We start from the raw sequence: 12,605 nt of genomic DNA, 5'->3' as shown, positions 1-12,605 counted from the left end.
ACAAGATATTGTGGATATTATATACTGTAAACATAATATTTTTATAGGTACAATATAACTATACCAATTATTGAAATTATGAGAGAAAGTAGCAAGTTAACAAACTTGTTAAGGTAATGAAGATGTGTGGAATTGTTGGAGTTGTTGGAAATCGCAATGCAACGGATATTTTAATGCAAGGCCTTGAAAAGCTTGAATACCGAGGTTATGATTCAGCAGGAATTTTTGTGGCTAATGACAATCAGTCAAACTTGATTAAATCAGTGGGGCGGATTGCTGATTTGCGTGCCAAGATTGGCATTGATGTTGCTGGTTCAACAGGGATTGGTCACACCCGTTGGGCAACGCATGGCCAATCAACAGAGGGTAATGCTCACCCTCATACTTCACAAACTGGACGTTTTGTACTAGTTCATAATGGTGTGATTGAAAATTACCTTCACATTAAAACAGAGTTCCTAGCTGGGCATGATTTTAAGGGGCAGACAGATACTGAGATTGCGGTGCACCTGATTGGAAAATTTGTGGAAGAAGACAAGCTGTCAGTACTGGAAGCTTTTAAAAAAGCTTTAAACATTATTGAAGGTTCCTATGCCTTTGCTTTAATGGATAGTCAAGCAACAGATACTATTTATGTGGCTAAAAATAAGTCCCCATTGTTGATTGGACTTGGTGAAGGTTACAACATGATTTGTTCAGATGCCATGGCTATGATTCGTGAAACCAGTGAATTCATGGAAATTCATGATAAAGAGGTGGTTGTTTTAACTAAGGATAGTATAACGATTACAGACTATGATGGTCAAGTTGTAAAACGTAATGCTTACACTGCTGAATTGGATTTGTCTGATATTGGTAAAGGGACTTATCCTTTTTATATGTTGAAAGAAATTGATGAGCAACCAACCGTAATGCGTCGATTAATTTCAACTTACGCTGATGAATCTGGGAAAATGCTGCTTGATTCAGCTATTATTTCTTCTATTCAAGAGGCTGATCGTCTTTATATATTGGCGGCAGGGACTTCCTACCACGCTGGTTTTGCAACAAAAAATATGCTTGAGCAATTGACAGATACACCGGTTGAATTGGGAGTGGCTTCTGAGTGGGGTTACCACATGCCGCTGCTTAGCAAGAAACCAATGTTTATCTTGTTGAGCCAATCAGGGGAAACCGCAGACAGTCGACAGGTTTTAGTAAAGGCAAATGCGATGGGTATTCCAAGCTTGACAGTGACCAATGTTCCAGGATCAACCTTGTCACGTGAAGCAACTTATACAATGCTGATTCATGCTGGTCCTGAAATCGCAGTTGCTTCCACAAAAGCCTATACTGCACAAATTGCAGCCCTAGCCTTTTTAGCTAAAGCTGTCGGGGAAGCAAATGGTAAGCAAGAAGCTATTGACTTTAATTTGGCACATGAGTTGTCTTTAGTTGCCCAATCTATTGAGGCGACTTTGACTGAAAAAAATCTTGTGGCAGAAAAAGTTCAAGCTCTGTTATCCACTACACGTAGTGCCTTTTATATTGGGCGTGGCAATGATTATTACGTTGCCATGGAGGCTGCCCTGAAATTAAAAGAGATTTCTTACATTCAATGCGAAGGCTTTGCAGCTGGTGAATTAAAACATGGAACCATTTCCTTGATTGAAGAAGGAACGCCAGTCATTGGTTTGATTTCGTCTAGTCAGTTGGTTGCTTCTCATACGCGTGGTAATATTCAAGAAGTTGCTGCTCGTGGTGCGCATGTCTTAACTGTTGTAGAAGAGGGGCTGGAGCGAGAAGGAGACGATATTATTGTCAATAAAGTTCATCCTTTCTTAGCCCCGATTGCTATGGTCATTCCAACCCAACTTATTGCTTATTATGCCTCTTTACAACGGGGTCTTGATGTTGATAAACCGCGCAACTTGGCTAAAGCTGTAACAGTAGAATAGTTAAGATAAGCCATAGAAGGTAGTCGCTAATAAGCGGTTACCTTATTCTTTTGATGCCGCCATCGCAGAGCAAACAAAATAGAAATAAATCCTGAAGAATAGCAATCATGAGAACGTATTCATCTTGTCAAATACTCGTTTCTAAAGTAAAATGGTAACATTAAGAGATGTTTAGGAGTGTGAGATGTCATTACCAAATTGTTTGCAATGTCAGTCTGAATATGTTTACGAAGATGGTCTTTTATTAATCTGCCCAATGTGTGCCTTCGAATGGACACCAGGTGAAGAAGTAGCTGAAGAACAAGGACTTATTGTTTTGGATAGCAATGGTGCTCGTTTGTCTGATGGTGATACTATCACTGTGATTAAGGATTTGAAAGTAAAAGGTGCTTCAAAAGACCTTAAGCAAGGCACTCGAGTTAAAAATATTCGCCTTGTAGAAGGTGACCACAACATTGATTGTAAGATTGATGGTTTTGGAGCTATGAAGTTGAAATCAGAATTTGTCAAGAAAATGTAATAATAATACACAACCGGCTAGTCTGGTTGTATTTTTATAGGGAAATATCTCCCCAAAAAGCATAAAATTTGATATAATAGTAAAATATTTAATTCTAGGAGGTAGCATGACCTATATTCAGCAAGTATTGCCCAGCTTATTAGATGGAGCTCTGGTCACCTTACAAGTATTCTTTATTGTTATCATTCTTTCCATACCTTTAGGAGTCATTCTAGCTTTTTTAATGAGGGTATCTTTTAAACCTTTACAGTGGTTTTTAACCTTATATGTATGGATGATGAGAGGAACCCCTTTATTACTCCAATTGATTTTTTTCTACTATGTGTTGCCAAGTGTCGGGATTAGTTTTGACCGAATGCCAGCTGCTATTTTAGCCTTTACCTTGAATTATGCTGCCTACTTTGCTGAAATTTTTCGTGGTGGGATTGAAGCCATTCCAAATGGTCAATATGAAGCAGCTAAAGTGTTAAAATTAAAACCACTTCAAACCATAGGTTACATTATTTTGCCACAGGTGTTCAAAATTGTTTTACCGAGCGTCTTCAATGAAGTCATTAATTTGGTTAAAGACTCCTCGCTTGTCTATGTTCTTGGGGTAGGGGACCTTCTTTTAGCCAGTAAGACGGCTGCTAACAGGGATGCAACTCTGGCACCAATGTTCATTGCTGGTTTGATTTATTTACTCTTAATTGGACTGGTAACCATTATCTCAAAACAAGTTGAAAAACGCTTTAATTATTATCAGTAATAAGGAGACTTCATGTTAGAACTCAAAAATATTTCCAAACAGTTTGGGCAGAAAACCATTTTTGATGGCTTTGATTTGACAGTCCAAGATGGCGAAGTTCTCTCACTGGTTGGTCCATCAGGTGGTGGTAAGACAACCCTTTTACGAATGTTAGCTGGGCTTGAGTCTATTGATTCTGGTCAGGTTTTTTACAATGGAGAAAACGTTGGGATTGACCATTTAGAAAATCGTAACCTCCTTGGCTTTGTCTTTCAAGATTTTCAACTCTTTCCCCATTTAACTGTCTTGGATAATTTAATGCTGTCACCGACCATTACAATGGGAAAGGCAAAAGGTGAAGTAAACGAAAAGGCTTTAGATTTATTAGCACGTCTAGGCTTAAAAGAGCATGCCTTAGTTTATCCCTGTTCTTTGTCAGGAGGACAAAAACAGCGGGTTGCTTTGGCAAGAGCCATGATGATTGATCCTCAAATTATTGGTTATGATGAGCCAACAAGTGCCTTGGATCCTGAGTTACGTCAGACAGTTGAAGCCTTGATTTTGCAAAATCGTGATATGGGGATAACACAAATTGTGGTCACACATGATTTGGTTTTTGCAAAAGCCATTTCGGATCGCATTATTAAGGTTAATCCTAAGTAGGAAAGGAGTTATCTTATGCGTATGAAAAAAAGTTTAGCAGCTGCAGTTTTAATAGTTGTTAGTTTTGTTTTGGTAGCCTGCGGAGTTCATCAACGTACCAAGACAGGAGATGCCTGGCAAACTTATCAAAAAGAAAAAAGTATTACTCTTGGTTTTGATAATACCTTTGTGCCTATGGGCTATAAAGATGAGAGTGGCCAAAACAAGGGCTTCGATATTGATTTAGCTAAAGCTGTCTTTAGCCAATATGGGATTAAGGTTAAGTTTCAAGCCATCAATTGGGATTTAAAAGAAGCTGAACTGAAGAATGGTAAAATTGACATGATTTGGAATGGCTATTCAATGACCAAAGAACGACAGGCTAAAGTTGCTTTCACTGTTCCCTACATGAAAAATGAGCAAGTGATTGTGGTTAAGAAGTCTTCAGGTATTAATGCTGTTGATGACATGAAACATAAGGTGCTAGGAGCTCAATCGGGTTCCTCTGGCTACGATGCTTTAACAAGGAAACCTAAGCTTCTAAAAAATCTCGTCAAGGACAAAGATGCCACGCAATATGAAACCTTTACGCAAGCCTTTATTGATTTAAAAAACAATCGGATTGATGGGTTATTGATTGATAAAGTGTATGCCAACTATTACTTGACACAAGAAGGACAGCTAGAAGTTTATCACATGGTTCCAACTAACTTTGAGAACGAACAATTTGCAGTTGGCCTTAGAAAAGAAGACAAAACCTTGCAGAAAAAAATGAATCAAGCTTTGACTACTCTTTATCATGATGGCAAGTTTCAAAGAATTTCTCAAAAGTGGTTTGGAGATGATGTAGCTACAGATAATATAAAAAACTAAAGAGGCGATTGTCTCTTTTCAGATTGAAGAAAAAGTCCATTTAGGACAATTTTTCTTCAATCTTTTTTGCTCTTCTAAAAAAGATAGACTCCTGAAACACGATAACATAAGTGTTTCAAGAGTTAGTTAAAGTTATGATCATTAAATCATTTTCATCGAGACCTTCTTAAAAATAGAGTTTGTCTACGTTCTGTCTTTTTTCATGTGTTTAGATAATAATAGAGATAGAATGAGAGGAATTTATCCAAAATCTCCCTCTTTTTTGAAAAAAGATCGCTATTTAAGAATTTTTTATCAAAACGTATTCTTTCTGAAAATTGCATTTTTCATCATTTGTGATTAATGCCCAAATCTTCTCTAAATAATTAAAAATAACAAAAACTTAATAAAATGACCGTTTTAAGAGACTTCAATTCCATCAAAAAGATCTTGAAACTTGTTTAATATGATTAAAAAAGCGGGAATTTGGAAATAAAATAATTTTTTTGAAAATTAGAGGAATGTTGACCTTAAAAGAAACACGTAGTATGATAAACTTATAAGCGCTTATAAATTATTTTAACTTTACTTAACTATTTAAATAGGTTTTTCTACTCAGGAGGAATGACAATGAAACACAAACAACTTCTTTATCTCTCAACAGTTGTTGCTGGTTTAGCTTTGTTTCCAACCGTAGGTCAGTCAGTTTTTGCTGATAATGTCTCAAATCCTGATGCTGTCTTAGCTGATAACAATCAAGTGACTGCTCAAAAAGATGCTTTGATCCAAAAACTTGATGATAGCAGCAAACAATTAGATGCCATCAAAGACGAGGTTAAAGGCACTGATGCTGAAGCTACTGTGGACAAAGCTAAAGATGCTGTTGAACACATGAAAACATCTGTTCGTTTCAGCCCTGATACCATCTATGATTTAAATTCAATTGGTGCAAGAGTTGAAGCATTGTCAGAAGCTATTCAAGCTATTGTATTTTCTACTACACAATTAACTAATAAGGTAGAACAGGCTCATATTGATATGGGATTTGCTATTACTAAATTAGTGATTCGCATTTTAGATCCATTCACATCAGTTGATGCCATTAAAGCTCAAGTGGAAGAACTTAAGGCTCTTGAACAAAAAGTCTTAAATTATCCAGATTTGCAACCAACTGATCGTGCAACTATTTACACTAAAGCTAAACTTGATAAAGCTATTTGGAACACCCGTTTTGAGAGAGACAAAAAAGTTTTAGGTGTCAAATCTTTTGAAGTTTACAATACACTTAATAAAGCAATCACACATGCTGTTGGTGTTCAGTTGAACTCAACAACTACTGTGGAGCAAGTTGACCAAGAAATTGTTGCTTTGCAAAACGCTTTAGCAACTGCTCTTCAATAAGCAAGTCTTTTAAGTGATATTTCTTACATGAGTAGGCTTATTTGACTTTAGAAAAGAGACTTGGTGACCGGTCACAAGTCTTGCTTTCTTAACTTTGAAAGTCTTAGGAAAGCGACAGCTTCTCGCTAAAGACAGTCTGCTCATAGTGACCTTCTTCCTCTTACAATTAGCAGATGATGTCTTGTTTTTGCTATTTTTGTCAGTGACAAGGCATGACTAACGCTGTTTAGTGTGATAACCTATGGTAACTTTTAACCCTTTCTTTTCTTTCTTATTTGACCTCCTAACCTATAAGATACAGCCGAAAAATGGTTAAAAGCTACAAAAAAATTCGCTAATCGAATGGTTAGCGAATTTTTTAGCTCTTTATAATACGATAATGATGTTTACGACTTTGATTTTGGTAAATAGGAGTAATTTGATGAAAAATCAAACACCATGTTTCGTGACGTCGCCAAATACTGGTGTGGTGGTTGCCATTTAAGTGGTAAGTTACTAGTTTGGTCTTTTGGCTGATAGATTGGATATTGAAACTATCAAAGTTACTTGGGTAGTAGGTTGCTTGATTCAGAAACTCTTCGTAGTTAGAGATATGACCATCTTTATCAATTAGTTGGAAGCTTTTGGCAATATAGTGATCGTAATCAGGAACTTTGCTTAAAATCAACTTTTCATTACGGTAGAGTTTCTTAGCAACATTCTCAAAAATTTCATCTTCAGGAATCACGGCTGGTTCGACATGGATATCAATATCATAGACGGAAAATTGTTCACTAAGTAATTGTTCGACTTGTTCGGTGATGGCATGGCTTTCGTACACAGAAAGATCAGGATTCATTTCCAGTACAATATCAAGGTACACATTGCTTCCATAAGTTCGACCACGCTGAGATTTGACGGCGACAATTTTAGGAATTTTTAAGATTGCTTTTTCGTATTTTTTTAAATGCCGACTATCAAAGCCATCAGATAAGCTAAAAGAACTTTTCATAAAAATATCAAAGGCAGTTTTTAAGATAAAAAAAGTGATAATAATAGCAGCAATACGGTCAATGATTGGCAATTGTAAGGAAGCAGCGACGATAGCAACTGACGTTCCTAGCGAGGTAACAGCATCAGACAGATTATCTTTGGAAGCTGCTACCAAGGCACTTGACTTCACACGTTTGGAGAGACGTTTATTGAAAGTATAGACTAAAAGCATAATAAAAGCCGAGATAATCCCAACAATAGCACCAAATGGGTCAATTTGAGTCTGCTGTCCGCTAAAAATACTTTGCAGGGTTTGAATCAATACCTGAAAACCAACAAGAAACATGATAAAAGAGGTGATGAGGCTTGATAGGTCTTCAATCTTCCAATGCCCAAATTTGTGGTTAGCATCAGCTGGCTGACTGGCTAGATGAAGTCCGATGAGCAGGGCGACATTACCAACAATATCCGATAAATTATTAAAACCATCGGCAATAAGAGAGCTGGCATTTAAAAGATATCCTGCTAGCAATTTGGCAACGCTGAGTAGCAAATAGGCAACAATGCTGACAATTGGGCCTCTTTTGGCCAGTTTCAAATTTTCAATTGGGTCTTGTGTCATAATAGCTCCTTTAATGTTAGTATTATATTATACCACAAAAAGACACGTAACAAAAAAGCCTAACTTCTCTGAGTTGGCAGAAGAAAGCTAGACATCACTGCTTAGTGTTAATTTAATTTTTTTTTAATAAAGTAGTATTTGGTTTCTAAAACGACAACTGGAGAGAGAGCTAGGAGTGCAATTAGGTTAGGAAGTGCCATTAAACCATTGACAATATCAGCCAAAACCCAAATCAGTTCTAACTTAAGGAATCCTCCTAGGCCTACCATTAAAACAAAGACAATACGGAAGTAGGTGAGATGCGTAATGCCAAAGAGGAATTCAAAGCAGCGTTCTCCATAATAACTCCACCCTAAAATCGTTGTAAAGGCAAAGAGAACTAGGGAAAAGGTTAGGCCAAAAGACCCTAAATTTCCAAACACAGAGGCAAAGGCAGATTGGGTCAGAGGAGCCCCTTCGAGCTGCCCAGTCCATTGGCCGGTTACCAAAATAGATAGGCCGGTTAGAGTACAGATAATAATAGTATCAATAAAAGTTCCTGTCATGGAGATAAGCCCCTGCTCCACGGGCTCATTGGTTTTTGCTGCAGCCGCAGCAATGGGGGCAGAACCTAAACCAGATTCATTGGAAAAGACCCCACGTGCGATTCCTTTTTGAATGGCTTCCTTCACTAGACTTCCAGCAAAGCCTCCAATAGCAGCTGTCGGAGTGAAAGCTGATTGAAAGACTAAACGAATAACAGGTAGAATATGCTGGTAATGAACCAAAATAACCGCTAGACTAGCAAGAATGTAAAAAATAGCCATGAAGGGGACCACTTTCTCAGCTACTTTAGAGATGGAATGAATACCACCAAAAATAATGGTCGCAACAAAAACAGCTAGAACAATACTCACGACTTGCGGGGATAATCCAAAACTATGGCCTAGAGATGAGGTGATGGAATTAACTTGAGCGAAGGTCCCTATTCCAAATAGGGCTACTAGGATACCTGAGCCAGCAAACAGAACAGCTAAAGGTTTCCATTGTTGTCCCATACCATTAACGATATAATACATAGGTCCACCAGAAATATGACCATTGGCATCCTTTGTACGGTATTTAATGGCTAAGACCCCTTCAGCGTATTTAGTGGCCATTCCAAAAAAAGCGGCAACCCACATCCAAAAGAGCGCTCCAGGGCCCCCTGATTTAATAGCAGTAGCGACTCCAACAATATTTCCAGTACCAACGGTTGCAGCCAGAGCAGTTGCAAGAGCGGCAAATGACGAAATATCCCCATGCCCATCATCATCAGAAAAAATCAGTTTAAAAGCTTTGGGAAGTTTTAAGATTTGAATGAGGCCTAGACGACTGGTAAGATAAATCCCAGTACCAACTAGCAAGATTAACAAGGGTGGTCCCCAAACAAAATCATCAATTATTTTAGCAATTGCTATCATCTATCTCTCCTAAAAGTTACCGAAGTTGCCAAAAGAAAAAAAGCCATCTCTAGGAGATAACTTCTGAAGCAATGATAAAACAGCAAACACAAAAAGATTAAGACTGTTCTTAATAGTGTTTGTATTTTACCTTCTGTCCTTTTGCCTGAGAGATTGAGCAGTATGCCTTGCCCCTTCGGCGCCTAATAAGGTCTCTCCAGAAGTCCGTCCATCAAACAGTCCCGTTCAAAAACTGAACACCTGAGAGTATAACTCCTTCGGCGAAATAAATTTCTTCTCCTGCATGACATCATTCGGTTTATTAAATTATATTTATCATACCGAAAAAAACGAATGATGTCAATCAAAATGGCAAAAAAATAAAGAATGCCTTGAGAAAAAGCCATCATTTTTTAAAATTCTGAACCTAAAATAGAAAAAGAATCTCTTTACTTTTGGAGTCTCTTTTGTCATTTTTATTGGAAACATGATATAATTTTAAGGTTGATAAAAGAGATGTCACTGAACGAGATTAAGGAGAAAGTATGAATCCTTTATTAAATGGAATGAATGATCGGCAGGCACAAGCTATTCAAACAACTGAAGGCCCCTTGTTAATTATGGCGGGGGCTGGGTCTGGTAAAACAAGGGTATTGACCCATCGTATTGCCTATTTAATTGATGAAAAATTTGTCAATCCTTGGAATATTTTAGCCATTACCTTTACGAATAAGGCTGCACGTGAGATGAAAGAAAGGGCCTTAGCTTTAAATCCAGCTACTAAAGATACCTTAATTGCCACCTTTCACTCCATGTGTGTACGGATTCTGCGTCGTGAGGCTGATCATATTGGTTACAATCGAAATTTCACAATCGTGGATCCGGGTGAGCAACGAACATTGATGAAACGCATTTTGAAGCAACTCAATTTGGATCCTAAAAAGTGGAATGAACGTTCTATTTTAGGAACCATTTCAAACGCTAAAAATGATTTGCTTGATGAGAAGGCGTATGAAGCACAGGCAGCTGATATGTATAGTCAAATCGTAGCTCGATGTTACAAAGCTTATCAGGAAGAATTACGACGTAGTGAAGCACTTGACTTTGATGATTTAATCATGATGACGCTGCGCCTGTTTGACAATAATCCTGACCTGCTGGCTTATTACCAGCAGCGTTACCAATACATTCATGTGGATGAGTACCAAGATACTAACCATGCTCAATATCAGTTAGTTAAGTTACTCGCTTCTCGTTTTAAAAACATTTGCGTTGTTGGGGATGCTGACCAGTCTATTTATGGTTGGCGGGGAGCTGACATGCAAAACATTCTTGATTTTGAAAAAGATTATCCCGATGCTAAAGTCATTCTTTTAGAAGAAAATTACCGTTCTACCAAGAAAATTTTACAGGCTGCCAATGATGTGATTAATAATAACCGTAATCGTCGCCCTAAGAAACTTTGGACACAAAATGCTGATGGGGAACAACTGGTTTATTACAGGGCAAATGATGAGCGAGATGAGGCTATCTTTGTGGCCTCAACTATTAGCAATATGAGCCATGAGCTTGGGAAAAATTTCAAAGATTTCGCTGTTTTATACCGTACCAATGCCCAATCCCGTACGATTGAAGAAGCTCTCTTAAAATCCAACATTCCTTACACCATGGTTGGAGGCACTAAGTTTTACAGCCGTAAAGAAATTCGAGATTTGATTGCCTATTTAACTATTGTTGCTAATCCAGCTGATAACATTTCCTTTGAGCGCATTGTGAATGAGCCTAAACGAGGTGTCGGCCCAGGAACGCTTGATAAACTGCGTCAGTTTGCTTATGAAAGCAATCAATCTTTATTGGAAGCTGCTTCAAACCTCTTCATGTCACCACTAAAAGGAAAAGCTGCGCAGGCTATGATGGATTTGGCAGGCATCTTAAATCAATTACGACAAGATTTAGAGACCATGAGTATTACTGATTTAGCAGAAGCTTTGCTCGAAAAAACAGGTTATTTAGATAATTTGCGCCTGCAAAATACGTTGGAAAGTCAAGCCCGTATCGAAAATATCGAAGAATTCTTATCTGTTACTAAGAATTTCGATGATGTAAACGCTTCGCCAGAAGGGGAAGAAACGGGCACTGATCGCTTGGGACGGTTTTTAAATGATTTGGCTTTAATTGCAGACACCGATGATTCCAACCCAGAGACTGCAGAAGTAACCTTAATGACCCTGCACGCAGCCAAGGGACTGGAATTCCCTGTGGTTTTCTTAATTGGTATGGAAGAAGGTGTTTTTCCCTTATCACGTGCCTCAGAAGATCCAGATGAATTAGAGGAAGAAAGACGTTTAGCTTATGTTGGGATTACCAGAGCAGAAGAAGTTCTCTTTCTGACCAATGCGAATACTCGTACTCTATTTGGTAAGAGTGATTACAACCGTCCAACCCGTTTTTTAAGAGAAATTTCAGAAGAATTGCTTTCTTATCAGGGGTTGGCAAGACCAGCCCATTCTTCCTTTGGCGTGCGCTTTTCGACAGAAAAACAAACACAGTTTGGGCAAGGAATGAGTTTGTCAGAGGCTTTACAAGCTAGAAAAGCTGAGGCACAAGACCGTCGTTCAGCCCAGCCGATGTCTGCTCACACAAAGCAATCTTTAGGAACAACAAAATTCCCCTTTGAACCTAATAGCAGTTCAGAAGTGGTCACTTGGCAAATTGGTGATATTGCCCATCACAAAAAATGGGGTGATGGAACTGTTTTGGAGGTTTCTGGCTCAGGAAAAACCATGGAATTAAAAATTAAATTCCCTGAAGTCGGCTTGAAAAAATTATTAGCAAGTGTTGCACCTATTGAGAAAAAATAAGAAAAAACAAGTTTTCTACTCACTTATTATAGTAGAAAACTTGTTTTTTTATTTACTCTTCCAAATTTTAAAGTAAAAAAATATCATTTTAGGAAGCATATTAGTTGCAATTAAAAACCAAAGGTGTATAATAACAATATAAATTAAATAACGAGTGGTCACTTAATAAAACACTGATATGTTAATGTTTTATATAATTTATAACGAGCAGTATTTGAATGAATATATTAACTAACACTTTGTTATTTAATTTGTATAGTCACTTTCAGAGAACAGCGGCTATGAGAAACTATTACTTGAAGAATAACAACCGTTATTCTTCCTTGGACAAAAGATACAGGGGTATCTAAAAGGAGAATTATCATGGGACTTATTTGGACTTTAATCGTTGGTGCACTTATCGGTGTGATTGCTGGAGCGCTTACTAAAAAAGGTGGTTCAATGGGCTGGATTGCAAACATTGCAGCCGGTTTAGTTGGATCTTATGTTGGTCAAGCCTTGCTTGGTTCGTGGGGACCTTCTTTAGCAGGCATGGCCTTGATTCCATCAATTATTGGTGCAATCATTGTTGTTATCATTACTTCTTTTGTACTAAGCAAAACTAGTCACTAATTTCTAGTTTTTACTCTACTCAGTAAGTGATTACGAAT

The 12,605-nt window shown here is 37.8% G+C and carries 10 protein-coding genes and 1 riboswitch; of the genes, 8 read left to right on the top strand and 2 right to left on the bottom strand.

Annotated features, from left to right (window positions below; translation table 11 throughout):
- Positions 1-122: 122 nt before the first annotated feature.
- The 6 genes from glmS to cfg all read left to right on the top strand — a co-directional run bounded on the left by glmS (position 123) and on the right by cfg (position 6,079).
- On the top strand, positions 123-1,937 hold the full coding sequence (glmS, locus tag EL097_RS08770) for a glutamine--fructose-6-phosphate transaminase (isomerizing) (protein WP_003048232.1): 1,815 nt from the start codon (positions 123-125) through the stop codon (positions 1,935-1,937).
- 184 nt (positions 1,938-2,121) lie between these two features.
- Complete coding sequence (locus tag EL097_RS08765) at positions 2,122-2,457, top strand: zinc ribbon domain-containing protein YjdM (protein ID WP_003048234.1); 336 nt, start codon at positions 2,122-2,124, stop codon at positions 2,455-2,457.
- Between the two features lie 106 nt (positions 2,458-2,563).
- Complete coding sequence (locus EL097_RS08760; RefSeq protein WP_003048236.1) at positions 2,564-3,205, top strand: amino acid ABC transporter permease; 642 nt, start codon at positions 2,564-2,566, stop codon at positions 3,203-3,205.
- A 12-nt stretch (positions 3,206-3,217) separates the two neighbouring features.
- Positions 3,218-3,847 (top strand): amino acid ABC transporter ATP-binding protein, encoded by a 630-nt coding sequence (locus EL097_RS08755; protein ID WP_003048239.1) that lies wholly within the window; start codon positions 3,218-3,220, stop codon positions 3,845-3,847.
- Positions 3,848-3,862: 15 nt separating this feature from the next.
- Positions 3,863-4,699: an amino acid ABC transporter substrate-binding protein gene (locus tag EL097_RS08750; protein ID WP_003048241.1), complete on the top strand. Its 837-nt coding sequence runs from the start codon at positions 3,863-3,865 to the stop codon at positions 4,697-4,699.
- A 609-nt stretch (positions 4,700-5,308) separates the two neighbouring features.
- Positions 5,309-6,079: a CAMP factor pore-forming toxin Cfg gene (gene cfg, locus EL097_RS08745; RefSeq protein WP_003048243.1), complete on the top strand. Its 771-nt coding sequence runs from the start codon at positions 5,309-5,311 to the stop codon at positions 6,077-6,079.
- Positions 6,080-6,437: 358 nt separating this feature from the next.
- On the opposite strand, the gene EL097_RS08740 is transcribed toward cfg, so the two are convergent.
- Together EL097_RS08740 and EL097_RS08735 are read right to left on the bottom strand one after the other, a co-directional pair.
- Complete coding sequence (locus tag EL097_RS08740) at positions 6,438-7,673, bottom strand: cation diffusion facilitator family transporter (protein WP_003048246.1); 1,236 nt, start codon at positions 7,671-7,673, stop codon at positions 6,438-6,440.
- Between the two features lie 107 nt (positions 7,674-7,780).
- Positions 7,781-9,115 (bottom strand): alanine/glycine:cation symporter family protein, encoded by a 1,335-nt coding sequence (locus EL097_RS08735; RefSeq protein WP_003048248.1) that lies wholly within the window; start codon positions 9,113-9,115, stop codon positions 7,781-7,783.
- 123 nt (positions 9,116-9,238) lie between these two features.
- A riboswitch (glycine riboswitch) is annotated at positions 9,239-9,325 on the bottom strand.
- A 314-nt stretch (positions 9,326-9,639) separates the two neighbouring features.
- Here EL097_RS08735 and pcrA point away from each other — a divergent pair.
- Together pcrA and EL097_RS08725 are read left to right on the top strand one after the other, a co-directional pair.
- Complete coding sequence (gene pcrA / locus EL097_RS08730) at positions 9,640-11,955, top strand: DNA helicase PcrA (protein ID WP_129545022.1); 2,316 nt, start codon at positions 9,640-9,642, stop codon at positions 11,953-11,955.
- Positions 11,956-12,318: 363 nt separating this feature from the next.
- Positions 12,319-12,567, top strand: a complete 249-nt coding sequence (locus EL097_RS08725; RefSeq protein ID WP_003048252.1) for a GlsB/YeaQ/YmgE family stress response membrane protein — start codon at positions 12,319-12,321, stop codon at positions 12,565-12,567.
- The last annotated feature ends 38 nt before the right edge of the window (positions 12,568-12,605 follow it).

The sequence above is a fragment of the Streptococcus canis genome, from assembly GCF_900636575.1.
In the GTDB taxonomy this organism is placed as follows: Bacteria; Bacillota; Bacilli; order Lactobacillales; family Streptococcaceae; genus Streptococcus; species Streptococcus canis.
Note: the sequence above shows the minus strand (reverse complement) of the source record. Positions and strands in the feature narration are given on the sequence as shown.